This window comes from Nocardia sp. NPDC041819 (genome assembly GCF_055590505.1).
On record NZ_JBVJAP010000002.1, the window covers coordinates 313,157 to 327,525 of the forward strand.

The following is a 14,369-nucleotide window of genomic DNA, read 5'->3' on the forward strand; positions in this document are numbered from 1 at the left end:
CGGAATTTCTATCGATTTCGTGGCGCGGCGACTGGTCGGCATGTTCTGTGCCGCTCGGTGCCGTAGCAGGTCACCACCGCGAAATGACTCGGAAGAGGTTGCTCGCCAAGGCTTTTGGCAAACTATAGGACAACAGTCCGGAGCGAGGGAATCGGCCGGTCGCGCGGCAAGGGCCGTCAGAGGTCGTCCGGAAGGTGAGCCAACCCGAAAAAACTTGGAACGTGGCCGTCCCCGCGCACACACAATCGCACATCATCGAGTAGCATCGTTCACGTCGGCCCCTCCCCCCCGGGCCGACCCTACGCGGGCCTCGGCTAACTCCCCCCCTTCGCCGAGGCCCGCTCCCCATCTCAGGCCAGGTCGAGCGCTATTCCGACTGGTCGTCCGGTTCTATCGCCCGCCACGCGGCGGTGAGCCGTTGCCCGCGCACCCGCCCCGCGGTGGCCAGCAGCGGCCGGTCGCGCTCCCACCGCTGTCGCGTCACCGGCTCCGCGGACTGCCACAACGGCTCGAGTTCGGCAAGCAGCGAACCGAACAATTCGAAGACGCCGCCGAGAGCGATGTGCACGCCAGCGGAACTCGGCGCGGCGATGTCCAGGCCGCGCACCGCGGCAACCGCGGTCAGCAACTGTTGCCGACTCGCCCGCGGCCAGTCCGAGGCCCGGGCCACCCGTACCAGCCAGCCCAGCGTGGCGGCCAGCACGTGGATGTCCTCGATCGTCCGGAACGGCTTGAGGTAGTCCAGATATCCGTCGCCGGGCAGCATCAGCGCGGGCGCGCCGGTCAGCACGACCGAGGCGTGCGGAATCTCGGGCGCGAACGGGAGCGCTGGACGATCGGCTAGACGCACGCCGGCTTCGCCCGCCTCGACCATGCAGGCGCGCAGCCGATTCCGTCCGTCGGGTGCCGCGCCGACACTGGCGATCACCACCAACTGTCGCGCGAACGAGCCCATGGTCGCGAACGACTTCGTACCGTCGACCAGCCAGGCCCCGTCCCGTTCGGTGAGCGTGGTGTGGATCGCGGCGGGGTGGCCGCCGCCCTCCTCGGTCGCGCACATCGCGACCAGGTCGTCGTCCGGCAGGTCCGGAATCAGCGTCCGCAACGCCTCCTGATAGCCGGACAGGAAGGCGAACCCGAGCCGGTCGGCACCGAAGCCACCCGCGATCGCGATCTCCACCGGCTGCTCGAATCGACTCGCGGCCACGCGATGTCGCGTCCACGCGGCGGCGACATCGTCCAGCGGCGCGGTGGCCACCGGCTCGGTCAGCAGGAAGTCGAACAGAGTATCCACCTCAGCACGGTAACCGAGCAGCGATTCCCCCGGGCCATACCGAGCCCGGCCCCGGCCGCCGCGTCCGGACGCTCGATGCCGGTTACGCAGGGTGACCGCGCGGGAACTCCTCGCCGCCGCGGGACAGTGGCGATCTCTCGGCGCTGCGTCGGCGAATCCGAGGAACTGCCTGCTTCACTGGGGTGTCGCGTCGTACCGGAAGGAGTTCGACCTGTGCCGGAACTGGAGGAAAGTCGGAGAAGAGCACTATTCGACTCCGAGGCCAGACTGTCCTGGGTACTGGCCGCACTCGCCGGGCTGATCGGCGCCGCGGCATTCATGCATACGGCCGGTTATTTCGTCACGTTCATGACGGGCAATACCGAACGGGCTGTCCTCGGGTACTTCCACGACGAGCCGGACATGGCGTTGGCGGCCACCGGGTTGCTGCTGTCATTTCTCGCCGGTGTGGTCGTGGCCTCGTGGTGCCGCAGGCGTTACTGGTCGGGGCACCCGCATGGAGCCACTCTGCTCACCACCGTGTGCCTGGCGCTCGCATCCGTCATCGACATTCTGGAGTATCTGAGGGGAATCGAGCCGATCGGGCTGCTGCCGATCATGCTCGTCGCTTTCGGCGTCGGGGCGCTCAACACCTCGTTCGTGCAGAACGGTGAGGTATCGGTGCCGCTCAGTTACGTCACCGGGACACTGGTCAAGATGGGGCAGGGTATCGAACGTCATCTCAGCGGCGGCGACTACGCCGACTGGCTCGGATACTTCCTGCTCTACACCGGTTTCGTGCTCGGCGCGCTGCTCGGCGGACTGCTGAGTCTGCTGGTGGCGGGCTGGGCCATGCTGATCACCGCGACCGTGGTGTGCCTGCTGGTCACCGGATTCACCTACCTGCACCTGGATCGGCACGGTCCCCTCACGGACTGAGTCGCCGGGCATCTGTCGGTGCTCGTCGCGGCGGTCTCCGCCGGACCGGGAACTGCGGTGTGGATTCACCGGGGAAGTCAGAATCGCCGGGCGCCGGTCGCCGGCATCGAGGAGAGCGGGGAAGTGGTCACCCCGATGCCGTAGGTCGATGCGTGGATGACTTTGCCGTCGCCCGCGTAGAGGGCGGAGTGGCTTCCGCCGTAGAACGACACCACGTCGCCTGGCTGCAGGTCGTCGAGCGGCACCGGCGTTCCGGTGGCGAGCTGGTCGTAGCTGGTGCGCGGCAGCTCCACGCCGGCCTGCTCGTAGGACCACTGCACCAAACCGGAGCAATCGAAGGAATCGGGGCCCACCGCGCCATAGCTGTAATCGGAGCCGAGTTTGGTTCGTGCCGCGTCGACTGCCATCTCTCCGGCACTCTTCTGCGGTATCACCGCCGCGGGCGGGGTGGGTGCCCTCGGCATGATGTCCGGGAACTCGGCGAGGAACGGGAGTTCGATCTCCGGGAGTGCGCCGAGAAGCGGAATCTCGATCGCCGGAATGATCGTCGGCACCGGCAGTTCGATCGCCGGGACGACGACCGAGACCGGGGACTCGACCGCCGGGCCGAGCGTGGCCGGTGCGATTTCGATGTGCGAGACGGCAGTAGCGGCGGCGGCCTCGATTTCCGGGATTCCAGCCGTTACAGGAGCTTCCGTGACCGGAAGGATAGCGTTGTTCCGGAACAGCTTTTCCGGTGCGTCGGGAAGCGGTATTTCGTCGGAAACCTCGAATGTTCCTACGCCCGGGATGGTCAGCGGCTGAGCCGATGCCTCCGCGGCGTTGAACAACATGCCCAGCAGGGCGGCCGCTCCCGCGGTGAGTGCCCAGAAGACGGCACGCCGCAGGTAGCGGATATATCGGACGTCGGTCGATGATGCCATGATGCGGTCCTCCGATGCTCATATCGCTTGCCTTCGGTGTGCCGTACGACGCCGTGGTTCCCGGCGCGTGGGACGTCACCAAAGACTTCGAATTGATTCGAAAACCATCACGGTGATTCGTCAGTCCAGCGGATCCGATCCGAGCGTTCACCTTTCGGCATATATCGCACCTTGTAAAGCACAACGCGCCTTTGATTTCGTAACGAAATAATAACTCGTTTCGCCGTGGTGTCCCGCGATATGAATTCCACGACACCGAAATGTATTCACCTGGAGACACTGCGCCCCGCACGGAAACGGTTCCGCTGCGGGGCGCATCGTCCATTCGTAGTTCACGCGGTGATCTGTTCCTCGATCTGTCTGGCGATCGTCCGGAGCCTGGCCGCGAACTCGCGGGCCGCGCGCGGGTCGTCGTTGGACCCTCTGACGACGCGCTTGGTCAGTGCGGCGAGCCGGGATTCCATGGCGGTGAAGATATCGGCCGCACGGTCGTTCTCGCTGCCCTCCAGTTCACCGCGCAACCACGCCTGAAGACGCTCGATCACCACGTCTTCGTCATAGCGTTCGGGCAGGAGCGCCACCGCTTGCCGGAGCTTTCCCGCGGTGACCTTCACGTCGGCGCCCGCCGCCACGGTGGTGTACACGGTGACCGCCGCGTCTTCGCCGTATTCGGCCGCCACCGGCAGCAGTTCACGCACCTGCCCCTCGTTGATCGCGGGCGCGATCGGATGCAGCCGCGCCGCCAGCGGCCAAGCGCGAATGAGCTTGTGGGCGTAGGACCGCTGCATGTCCCACCGCTGTTCCACGTACTCGTCGAACGTCTCGTGGCTGTCCCGGTACAGCCGGCCGTCGCGCACGATCTGCAGAGCGCGCCCTGCCGCCCAGAACGCGATGCGCAGCGTGTCGATCGATGACTCGCACACCGTCAACTGCGCGCGCTCGCGGTCGCTCAGCGGCCCGTCGCCCGCGTCGGGCACCGGCATGGTCAAGACATTCGGGCTCACGGCCGGCTTCGGCCGCCGCCATTCGGCATCGCGCAGCGGTGAGACGGGCGGGGTGTGCTCCGCGGCGTCGGACAGCGGATTGGCGCCGCCGATCGAACCCTTCCTGCGTTGTGGAGGCATCAGGCCGGCACCTCCAATAGCGCCCGGTACGCGTTTACCAGCTCGTCGCCCACCTGCCGGTATTCGCCGAGATCCTCGATCGGGTTCTCCGCGCCCTCCCCGACCTCCCCGTCGGCCGCTTCTCGATACCATTTCCACGCGCTCAAATAGGAACCGAAGACGTCGTAGCCCGCGCTCTCCAGATATCCCCGCTGCGCACGGTATTCGGTCGAGACATTCATGCCTTTCTTCATGATCACCGGCACTTTTGTCATCAGCACCCGCACCCGTATTTCCCGGTTGCTGTCGGCCGCTGCTTCCTCGGCGGCTTTGAAGGTGCTCGGGACTCGTTTCACCTCGGACGGGCTGACACTCGTCAGCAGCAACAGTTCATCGCTCTCGGGAATCGCGGCCTTGAAGATCTCGGCCGACTCACCCCCGGCATCCACGATGATGACGTCGAAATCGGCGGCGTTGTCGGTGATGCAGTCGTTGACGTGCCGTGAGGGGAAAGCGACCAGGTCGAACGGCACCTCGATGCCCCCTTTGACCAGGCGCCGGTACCAGGAGTACCCGGTTTGGCTGAGCGGGTCGGCATCGATCACCAGCACCCGACGTTCGTGAACCGAAGCGAAGTAGCTCGCCAAGAAGAACGCTGATGTCGTTTTACCGACACCGCCCTTGAGATTCCCCAGCGTGATGACCAGAGGTTCGGGCAATTCGAGTGGCGCAACAGAATTCGTCATAGACGGTCCTCCGAGGGTGAGGAGTGCATTACTGTGCCGGGCCAGTCTGGCACAGTACCGGCGAATTCCGTCCGATTGCGCCCTGTTGTCGCGGCTGTGCCGCCACTGCTCTGTGTCCAATTGGACACAAAAACCGTCGGTGGATCGGCCGACGAATCCATCGTGCCGCCGAATCGAGGACCCGCAGGACAACCGCCTTACGTCGTCGCGCCTTCCGCCTCACGATGACACCACCGGACCCGGCAGAACTTCCCCATGTTGGGAATATTCGAGGTTAGCTCGGACTGTGCCAGACCGATGATTACCGCGAAGACTCTCGCGGTTCGATGAGGGACCGTGTCGAGAAGGGCAGTTTGTGATGGAGCCGCAACCGGTGACGATCCGGCGTGACGACTGGCTGTTGTTACTCGATCGCGGGTGGAAGCGGGCCAGCCCCTGGTCCGAACCGCCCACAGAAGCCGTCATCGGCGGCTGGATGATGGACGAGGGCGGCAAAGCCGGTCCGTTTCAACCGAATCCGGCATATCTTCCCGGTGACGAAGCGACACCGACCGACCCCACGGATGCGCTGCTGCGCTCGATCGCCGCGGGCAATCCGGTCGGCGAGGAACTGCCGGCTCTGATCCGCAACTCGGTGGTCGAGATAGTGTGCGATGAACAGGGCGAACCGATTGTGGACACCGCGCCGGACGGTGTTCGGTGCGTGCTCGTAGCCACCGCGGAAGCACAGAAGGTGGACGTGGAGCCCAACCGCTGGTGGCCGGTACTCGGGAGCGAACTTCCCTCGGTGGTTCCCTCGGGAATCGATATCCTGCTCAATCCCGGCGGGCCGGCCCCATTCCGTCTCGCGGCGGAGGTGTTGCGGAACGCCGGCCGAAATCAGTGAGCGCGCCCCGTGTTACAAGTATTCGCCCGGATGGTCGGGCGTCTGGATACAGCTGTCGAGAACGCGGCGCGAGCGGTGGCAGGCCGCCTTACGACCACCGGCGCTCATCTGCGGGGGACGGCTGTGCGCCTCGAGCACGCCGATGCGGAAGGCGCACTTCCCTTCCGGCATTCGGACACACAACCTGTGGCCCGGCGCATGGTCGGTGCGGACCCTCGTTCCGGACAGTTCGTCCGCTTCCAGGCCGACGACGTCATCACCGTTCCCCTGACCGATTCGCGGGGGAACGTCATAGGCGTGTCGTTTCCTTCGAGAAGGGGCGATGTCGGGAGCAAGAAGCGATGGGCGCGTGCGAAATTCAGGTCCAGCGATCACGTGCACTATGCCTTCTGGAAGGAGGATCCGGAGGCGAAGAAACCCAAGTGGGTCTTCGGCCGCCGGCGCGCGGCGCCATGGGCGGACACCGACCCCGTCTACGCCCATGCGCACGCCGACGCCCGCACGTTCCATGTATCGATCAAGACGGGGCGTTGGGGATCGAAACCGGTGCAGATCGATGGAGCGACATACGCGGAGTTGCTGGCCGCCAACAAACATTTGGCGCAAGCGCTGGACACGAGAGCGGGGCCATTGGTCCTGCTGTCTTGCAGCCCGGCTCGACCCGGCGGTTCCGCAGCGGCATCGATGTCCGGACACCTGCACAGCCGGACGAACATCGATCGTGACGTGTATGCCGCGAAAGGTGACGTGATGACCCAGACATGGCGCTCGCGCGAGGAGGTCTCGAGTGTTGGCGTCGAGGTGGATTCTTCGGTCGGAGACGCAGCCGACTCCCTGTGGGAAGTTCATCGGGCCCCTCGCGACACCCCTGCCGGGTCCGACGACCAACTCCCGCCCCCGACCGTGCGGAACGAGCTTTGAACTGCGTGTTCGTGGAGCCTAGGGGAATCGAACCCCTAACCCCTGCCTTGCAAAGGCAGTGCTCTGCCAATTGAGCTAAGGCCCCCGGGTTTCAGCGGGTGGTCACCTCGTGCCACATGTCCGCGTCGCTGCGCCGGCGCAGTTTGGAGATGCCGAAGAGAACCAGAAGCGCGACACCGGCGGTGAGGAGAAGTTTCATGGTTTCCACCCTACTGCGCTGCCGGAAGCGGGCCCAGGAGGGCTCGAGCCGTCGGCGCGATCCTCGCGAGCGCGCGACCCGAATCGAGGCATGGCCGCGCAGAGTCCCGGCAGGTCCCGGGCGCAGCGCTGCACGGCGCCGTCCGGACGGACGAGAACCGCACGAGCGCCGGCCCGCCGCAGCCACCTCCGCAGATCAGTCCCTGGGGCTGCTATCACCAGCACTCCCCCGCGTTCGCTGACCAGTGCGCGATCCGCCGAGGTCGGCTGAACCGCGGTGACGATCGCGTACCGGCCCCCGATGACGTCGTCGTAGCGACGACCATCCGCCAGGACCGCGTTGGGCACCAGATGGCCCGCCCGGCCGCCACCCAGGCGCGGCCGCGCGACCAGTCCGGACCGGCGTAGCGGTGGTGTCTCGCCGCTGGTGACCAGTGCGTGGAAACCGGGTAGGCGACGCAAGCGCGGAGCGAGGAGACGGCGCAGTAGGTTGCCCAGTTCACCGCCCTCGGTCATCGCAATGCCGGTGATCTTCGCCAGCCGAATCATGTTTCGCGCGTGTGGTTTTCGTTCGATCTCGTAGGAGTCCAGCACCTGTTCGGGCAGGTCTCCGGCGAGCACGCCTGCGAGCTTCCAGGTGAGGTTGGCCGCGTCCCGCAGGCCCGCGCCCATGCCCTGGCCGATGAACGGTGGGGTGAGATGGGCGGCGTCGCCCAGCAGGAAGACCCGGCCCGCCCGCCAGCGGTCGGCGAGTTGCGCGCGGAAGGTGTACTCGGCCACCCGGAGCAACTGGACTGCCTCCACCGGAATATCGCCGGTCCAGGGGCGGATCAGTTCGTGAACCCGGCCGATGTCCTCGTAGTCGGCCGCTGCCTCACCGGGACGCAGGCGGAACTCCCATCGATACCGTGTCGTTCCGATGCGCATGTAGGTCGCGGCGCGGAAGGGATCGCAGACCTGATGCACGCCTTCCCACGCCCCGAGGTCGGCCCCGGTGGCCACGTCGACGACCAGCCACCGTTGCTCGAAGTTCAGCTCACGCATCTCGGCGCCGATCGACGCGCGAACCAGGCTGTTCGCCCCGTCGCAGCCCAGGACGTACCGCGCATGGACCGACTCCGCCGCGCCGGTGGTCCGGTCGGTGAAGTCGACCCGGGCGCCGCGGATCTCCTGGGTCACCGCCGTGACTTCGGCATCACCCCGAACAGTCACTCCCCTATGGCGCTGCGCCGCGGTACGCAGAATCGCCTCCAGCTCCGGTTGGTCGAACATGTTCGCGTCCGGGTACCCGTTGCGGCCGCCGGCCGGATCGCGGTGAAATTCGGACAGCACCCGCAGATCTCGGTCGACCAGACGCAGCCCGAGCGCAGGCCGGGAGATGGCGTCGAATTCGTCCCCGACGCCCAACCTTCCTAGGAGCCTGCGGATTTCACCGTCCAAGTGCACCGCGCGCGGTTGCGGATAGATGCCCTCCCACCGTTCCAGGACCAGCGACTCGACACCGTATCGGGCGAGCAGTAGGGCCGCGGTGAGCCCGGTGGGTCCGGCGCCGACGATCACGACCGGAACGTTCACCGGGCGGCTCCCAGCAGCGTCACGAGATACACGACGGCGACGAGGCAACTCACGATCGCCGGGGCGAACTCGCGGACGCCGTCGCCGATGCGCACGTGGACGACGACGGCGCCGACCAGCAACAGCACCAGGCCGATCCCCGCCACGAGGCCGAGCTGCCACCAGCCGATGCCGAGCAGGAGTCCGAGGGCGCCCGCGATCTCCGCGAAGCCGATGCCCCGGTAGGCGGCGACGGAGTATCCGGTGTGCGTGGCCCGTTCGCGCATCGACGGCACCGCCAGTATCTTCGCCCCACCGATCGCCGAGAAGAACACCGCCAGCACCGCGGCGAGCAGGACCGATGCGACGCTCATCGGAGCACCCCGCGCTTCCACGCGAGGGCGTACGGACCCGGAATCACCGCGCCAATCCTTTCGCTGCTGGTGTGGTCCAGCTCGACAGTGGCGACTTTCGCGCCGTCGTCGACCGTGACCGCGATACTCCGCACTCCGGCCGGCTCGTCGAGGGCGTCGAGAAGATCCCGGCGGGTTGCGTCGGCGCGCGGCGGCCACCGCAGGTCTCGGTCACCGGTACCTCACCGTGGTGCGCTGGCGGCCGAGGTCGATCACGCCGTCGTCGGTGGCTATCGCGGCCTCGACGACGTCGCCGTCGTGCAGATACTTCGGGTTCTTGGCCTGGTTCTTGAAGAACATCTTCCACTTGACCGCGGGCGGAAGCAGCGAGCCGATGATCTCGACCGGTTTGGGCGGGGCGCTGATCGCCGTGCCGATGGGGGTTCCGGTGAGCAGCAGGTCGCCTGCGTCCATGCGCTGGAAACCGGTCAATGCCCGCAGGGTCTCCAACGGCCGGTAGATCATGTCGGCGACGGTCATGTCCTGACGGAGGCCGCCGTTGACCCACAACCGCAGCCGCAGATCGGTGAATCGTTTCAGCTCGTCGTCTTCCAGCAGCACGAGCACAGGTCCAACGGGGGTGAACGTCGGATACGATTTCGCCTCGTAGAACTGGGTTTTCGGCAACTGGACGTCGCGGGCGGAGATGTCGTTGGTGACCACGAGACCCCCGATGTAGTCGGCCAGGTTGTCGCTCGTGATCTCCGATCCGACCGGCATGTCGCGACCGAACACCAGCCCGATCTCCACCTCGTAATCCAGCAGGCGCACATGCGCGGGCCGGATCACGTCGTCGTGCGGGCCGCTGATCGACCCCGAGGCTTTGCGGAAGAACGTCAGCGGCACCCTCGCCGGATCACCACCGGAATCCCGGACGTGCGAGGCGAAGTTGGTCATCTGGGCGACCACCCGGCACGGCGCGGTCACCGGTGAGACCGGCGCCAGGCTCTCGGTCGGCACCACCTCGCTGCTCGTGGACGCCGCGCGGATCGCCTGCCGATCCGCCAGCAGTTGCCCGGTGGTGGTCGCCGTGGTGTCGACCTCGGCCGCGCCCGCGGGTGTGACCACCCACCAGGCGCCGGTGGTGCGGAGAACGGAAATGCTCATGAACCGGCTACTTTCAACAGGCCGCGCAGGCGACGGAGATCGAATTCGTTGTCCTCGCGCAGCGCGTCGACCATCGTGCGCAGCTCGCGAAGGGTTTCCCGGCTCGGTTTGAGGCCGAGGAAGTCTTTGCTGGCAGGCGGCCCCCACTGCGCCAGCCCGGACGCGGTGAACGGCGCCCAGCCGGGCTCCACCGTGCAGTCGAACATGTCGCCGTCGCTGAAATGCTCGACGAGGAATCCGTCCGGGTCGCGCCAGTAGTCGAAGATCTGGCTGCCCTTGATATGCCTGCCGATCCCCCACGACCGGTAGTAACCGTGATCACGCAGGTACTCCCCGCCCGCCGCCATGGCATCCAGATCGGCGACTTGGTAAGCGGAGTGCACGTACCGGTTCGACGGGCCGAGCACCAATGCCAGCGTGTGATGGTCGGCGGGCGTCCGGCCGCGATCACAGCGGATGAAGCTCATCACGGGGCCGCGCTCGCGTTGCCCCGGGTAGTAGTGGAAGTCGCTGACGATCAGCCCCAAGTGACCCAGGTACCAATCGAGCGTTTCGAGATACCTGTTGGTCTGCACCACCACATGCCCCAGACGCTGAACCCGCGCGGGCACCCGGGGCGGCCGCTGCGTCCGATTGACCCGCGCCACTTCGCGCCCGAAGTTGAACGTATGCGGCTGCTGGGCGGGCAGAGCGGCGAGCTCGTCGGTGTCGGCGACTACCCGCACCCGCAATCCGCTCGGATCGGTCAGCTCGACGGTCGACCCGCCCAGGGTCTCGGGCAGGGGCGCCACCGTACGGCCCGTGACCTCGGCCAATCGGAGCAGGTCTGCGGTGTCCGCCGCACGAAAGGCCGGGCCGACGAACCGCGAGCGCACGCCTCGGCGGATCAGCACGCACGGTGCCTGCGGATCCGCACCTCGTAAGTACAGCTCGTCTGCGGCACGGAACGAGGTGGCGAAACCGAACGCGTGCGCGAAGACCTCGGCGCGCTCCAGGTCCGGCTTCTCGAATTCGAGCCACGCCAGATCGTGCACTTTCACGATCGGTTCGCGCGCCCGCCCCGGATGTTCGCCCGCTACCGCGCCGTTCTCGCTGTGCAATCCGGTGTGTGGGTCGTGACGGTCCATCAGCGACCACTCCCTTTCCTTGTCTGACGATATCGTCACATACGACGCGATTTTCAGTCAAGGCATCACTGAGGAATTCGTCATCATTGAACCGCAGCGCTACCATGGTCGGGCGCCGACAGGGAGAGGAGCGGGCATGACCGATCGGACCGAGGTGGAACCCAACCGCCTGGAGCGCCGCAAGGCCCGTACCCGAGCCGCCCTCGTGACGGCGGCCCAGTCGTTCATCGCGACCGGGAAGCCGAACGCGCCCATCCTGGAGATCACCCAGGCCGCGGATGTCGGCATGGGGTCGTTCTACAACCACTTCCAGAGCCGGGAGGACCTGTTCCAGGCGGCGGTGGAGGAAGCGCTCGAGAAGTACGGCGCGGTCCTCGACCACTTGACCGAGGGCATGGACGATCCCGCCGAAGTCTTCGCGCAGAGCTTCCGGCTGACCGGCCGTATGCACCGCAGACGGCCGACCCTGAGCAAGGTGCTGCTCAACACCGGCCTCGCGCGAACCACCTCCGACAAAGGACTCGCACCCCGCGCTCGGCGCGATATCGAAGCCGCGGCTCGCACCGGCCGGTTCCAGGCGCCTGACGCGGAATTGGCCATGACGATCGTGTCCGGGGCCGCGCTGTGCCTCGGCCAACTGCTGCACGATCATCCCGAGCGCGACGACGCGGCCGCCACCGATCAGGTCACCGAGGACCTCCTGCGCATGTTCGGTATCCCCGCCGACGAGGCGCACGAGATCTGCTCGCGTCCGCTGCCGTCCCTCGACTAGGCCGCCGGAGCACCGGCAGGCGTCACCCGCTGTTGCCCCGGACGGCGCTCACGGTGAACTCCTTGTCCAGTTCGGTGCCCTCGATGTCGAGATCGGGGACGTAACGTCCGAACCAGCGCGGGTGGTACCACATGCGCTCGCCGATCAGGGCCATGACCGCGGGCACCAACGTCAGCCGCACGACGAAGGCATCGAGGAGCACGCCGATCGCCAGCGTGAGGGCCAGCGGCTTGACCACCGGGTTGTCGACCCAGGTGAACGCCACGAAGACGGAGAACATGATCAGCGCCGCCGCGCTCACTACCCGAGCCGAGTGCGCCACACCGTTCTGCACCGACCCGATCGCGTCCCCCGTGCGGCTGTATTCCTCTTTGATCCGGGAGACGACGAAGATCTGATAGTCGCTGGAGAGCCCGAAGACGATCGCCAGGATGATGATCGGCAGAAAACTCAGCGTCTGCGCCTTCGTCACACCGAAGAATTCCGCTCCCCACCCCCACTGGAACACCGCGACCTGGACGCCCAGTGCCGCGAAGACCGACAGGATGAAACCGACGATCGAGGACAACGGCACCAGCACGGTGCGGAAGGCGATCGTCAGCAGCACCAGCGCCAAGCCGACGACGACCAGGAGAAAGATCGGCAGCGCCTCGGCCAGCCGGTTGGAGGTGTCGATGTTCGCGGCGGTCGTTCCGCCGATCAGGAAGGTGGCACCCGTATTCGCCTCGATCCGGTCGCGGTTGTCGCGCAGCCGGGTGACCAGCTGCGCGGTCGCCTCGTCGTCCGGCCCGGTGGTCGGCACGACCTGGATGAGTACCAGGCCGTCACCACTGCCCGCGGGCTGAACCGCGGCGACATCGGGTTCGGCGCGCACCCTGTCCGTCAACGTCTGGGCGGCGTCCGGGGTGGTGGCCCTGGACAGATCGGTCACCATCAGCAGCGGTCCGTTGAAACCCGGACCGAACGAACGGCTGACCAGGTCATAAGCCTTGTGTGCTGTGCTCGATTCCGGCTGCGACTCCCCGCTCGGCAACCCGAGATGGATACGGGTGACCGGGATCGCCAAGACGATCAGCGCCGCGATACCGAGCACGAGCAAAGGCAGCCGATAGCGCGTGACGAACCGGCCCCAGCTGTGCCCCATCGTGCGCTCCGGTTCGTAGGCCGCGATCCGCGCCACCTCTTCGGCGCGTCCGGGATGCAGCGGCGGCGAGACGAAGCGCGCGACCGTATCGCCTGCGAACCCGAGCAGCGCGGGCAGCAGTGTCAGGGCCACCAGCATCGCCACCAGCACGGCGCCCGCCGCGGTCAACCCCATCACCGTGAGGAACGGGATACCGGCGACCGCCAGCCCGCACAACGCGATGATCACCGTCACCGCGGCGAACACGACCGAACTGCCCGCCGTGCCGACAGCCAGGGGTATCGACTCCTCCGCTGCCAGACCCAGCACGATGTTGTGCCGATGCCGGGACAGGATGAACAGCGCGTAGTCGATTCCGCACGACAATCCCAGCATCAATGCCAGGGAAGTCGCCGCCGCGGGCACGTCGACGAACGCGGCCACACCGAGGATTCCGGTCAGACCGATCGCGACACCGACCAATGCCGTGACGATGGGCAGCCCCGCGGCGACCACCGCCCCGAACGTGATCAGCAGGATGACGAAGGCCGCGGCGATGCCGAGAATCTCGGGCGTCTCGGGCACCTCGGCGGTGAAGCCCGGGTACACCGCTCCGGAGAACTCCACCTCGAGCCCCGCCTCGCGGGCGGGCGCCGCGAGGTGGTCGACCTCATCCAATGTCTCCTCGGTCACCTCCCCCACCGGCACCGAGAACTGGACGCTGCCCAAGGCAACGCGCTGATCGGGTGAGATCGTCTTGGCCTCGAACGGGTCGACCACCGTGGCCACCTGCGACTGCCCGCGCAACCCTGCCATGACCTGCTGGATCTGCGCGCTCGCCTGCGAGTCGGTGACCTTGGCCAAGCCCGGGGTCGCGAACACCACCTGCATCTGCGCGCCGCTGTAAGCCGGCATCCGCTGCTTCAGCAGCGAAACAGCGTCCTGCGACTCGGTGTTCGGAATGGTGAAGTTGTCCGTGGTTTTGCCGCCGCTCACCGCGGCGAACCCGATCGCGCAGGCGAGCAGCACCAGCCACACCGCCAGCACCCACCAGCGCAACCGAGCGACCGTGCGGCCGAGGGCGAACAGATACCGAGACATGCGGGTCCTCTCATCGAGCAACCGACAACACATCGAAGAACCGGATCGTGACGCTGCGACCAACCCTAAATGTCCATACCTGGCCGGACAGCGACATCGCCGCAATCGTCGTGCGCCTCGGCGCCACAACCTGCCGTTTTGACCATCTCAGCGGGGAGAAGGTAACGTTTCGAGGCGTCTGTA

The 14,369-nt window shown here is 66.7% G+C and carries 13 protein-coding genes and 1 tRNA gene; 4 read left to right on the plus strand and 10 right to left on the minus strand.

Features of this window, described 5'->3' with window-relative positions; all coding sequences use genetic code 11:
- Window positions 1–367: 367 nt before the first annotated feature.
- Complete coding sequence (locus ACZ6DL_RS08225; RefSeq protein WP_466049924.1) at window positions 368–1,294, minus strand: acyl-CoA dehydrogenase family protein; 927 nt, start codon at window positions 1,292–1,294, stop codon at window positions 368–370.
- Window positions 1,295–1,507: 213 nt separating this feature from the next.
- Here ACZ6DL_RS08225 and ACZ6DL_RS08230 point away from each other — a divergent pair, with 213 nt between their 5' ends.
- Window positions 1,508–2,212: a YoaK family protein gene (locus tag ACZ6DL_RS08230; RefSeq protein ID WP_466049925.1), complete on the plus strand. Its 705-nt coding sequence runs from the start codon at window positions 1,508–1,510 to the stop codon at window positions 2,210–2,212.
- Window positions 2,213–2,289: 77 nt separating this feature from the next.
- Here ACZ6DL_RS08230 and ACZ6DL_RS08235 read toward each other — a convergent pair whose 3' ends face one another.
- The 3 genes from ACZ6DL_RS08235 to ACZ6DL_RS08245 form a co-directional block, all read right to left on the minus strand.
- Window positions 2,290–2,772 carry a C40 family peptidase gene (locus ACZ6DL_RS08235; protein WP_247611246.1) on the minus strand — a complete coding sequence of 161 codons (483 nt, stop codon included), beginning with the start codon at window positions 2,770–2,772 and terminating at the stop codon, window positions 2,290–2,292.
- Between the two features lie 695 nt (window positions 2,773–3,467).
- Window positions 3,468–4,259, minus strand: coding sequence for a hypothetical protein (locus tag ACZ6DL_RS08240; protein WP_466049926.1), 792 nt, complete (start codon window positions 4,257–4,259; stop codon window positions 3,468–3,470).
- Entirely contained in the window at window positions 4,259–4,984 is a 726-nt protein-coding gene (locus tag ACZ6DL_RS08245) for a ParA family protein (RefSeq protein WP_174554905.1), read from the minus strand. The genes ACZ6DL_RS08240 and ACZ6DL_RS08245 overlap by 1 nt, the downstream gene beginning before the upstream one ends.
- 373 nt (window positions 4,985–5,357) lie before the next feature.
- On the opposite strand from ACZ6DL_RS08245, the gene ACZ6DL_RS08250 reads away from it, so the two are divergent.
- Window positions 5,358–5,870 carry a type VII secretion system-associated protein gene (locus ACZ6DL_RS08250; protein ID WP_466049927.1) on the plus strand — a complete coding sequence of 171 codons (513 nt, stop codon included), beginning with the start codon at window positions 5,358–5,360 and terminating at the stop codon, window positions 5,868–5,870.
- Between the two features lie 123 nt (window positions 5,871–5,993).
- Complete coding sequence (locus ACZ6DL_RS08255) at window positions 5,994–6,791, plus strand: hypothetical protein (protein WP_466049928.1); 798 nt, start codon at window positions 5,994–5,996, stop codon at window positions 6,789–6,791.
- A 12-nt stretch (window positions 6,792–6,803) separates the two neighbouring features.
- Here ACZ6DL_RS08255 and ACZ6DL_RS08260 read toward each other — a convergent pair.
- The 5 genes from ACZ6DL_RS08260 to ACZ6DL_RS08280 all read right to left on the minus strand — a co-directional run bounded on the left by ACZ6DL_RS08260 (window position 6,804) and on the right by ACZ6DL_RS08280 (window position 11,193).
- A tRNA-Ala gene (locus ACZ6DL_RS08260) sits at window positions 6,804–6,876 on the minus strand.
- Window positions 6,877–6,986: 110 nt separating this feature from the next.
- Window positions 6,987–8,564, minus strand: a complete 1,578-nt coding sequence (mhpA, locus tag ACZ6DL_RS08265; protein WP_466049929.1) for a bifunctional 3-(3-hydroxy-phenyl)propionate/3-hydroxycinnamic acid hydroxylase MhpA — start codon at window positions 8,562–8,564, stop codon at window positions 6,987–6,989.
- On the minus strand, window positions 8,561–8,917 hold the full coding sequence (locus ACZ6DL_RS08270; protein WP_466049930.1) for a DoxX family protein: 357 nt from the start codon (window positions 8,915–8,917) through the stop codon (window positions 8,561–8,563). The genes mhpA and ACZ6DL_RS08270 overlap by 4 nt, the downstream gene beginning before the upstream one ends.
- Window positions 8,918–9,127: 210 nt before the next feature.
- Complete coding sequence (locus tag ACZ6DL_RS08275) at window positions 9,128–10,063, minus strand: fumarylacetoacetate hydrolase family protein (protein WP_466049931.1); 936 nt, start codon at window positions 10,061–10,063, stop codon at window positions 9,128–9,130.
- Window positions 10,060–11,193, minus strand: a complete 1,134-nt coding sequence (locus ACZ6DL_RS08280) for a VOC family protein (RefSeq protein WP_466050474.1) — start codon at window positions 11,191–11,193, stop codon at window positions 10,060–10,062. The genes ACZ6DL_RS08275 and ACZ6DL_RS08280 overlap by 4 nt, the downstream gene beginning before the upstream one ends.
- A 133-nt stretch (window positions 11,194–11,326) precedes the next feature.
- Between ACZ6DL_RS08280 and ACZ6DL_RS08285 the strand changes: the two genes are divergently transcribed.
- Window positions 11,327–11,962 carry a TetR/AcrR family transcriptional regulator gene (locus tag ACZ6DL_RS08285; protein WP_466049932.1) on the plus strand — a complete coding sequence of 212 codons (636 nt, stop codon included), beginning with the start codon at window positions 11,327–11,329 and terminating at the stop codon, window positions 11,960–11,962.
- Window positions 11,963–11,984: 22 nt separating this feature from the next.
- Here the strand turns inward: ACZ6DL_RS08285 and ACZ6DL_RS08290 are convergent, their stop codons facing one another.
- Window positions 11,985–14,186: an MMPL family transporter gene (locus ACZ6DL_RS08290; RefSeq protein ID WP_466049933.1), complete on the minus strand. Its 2,202-nt coding sequence runs from the start codon at window positions 14,184–14,186 to the stop codon at window positions 11,985–11,987.
- Window positions 14,187–14,369 lie beyond the last annotated feature (183 nt).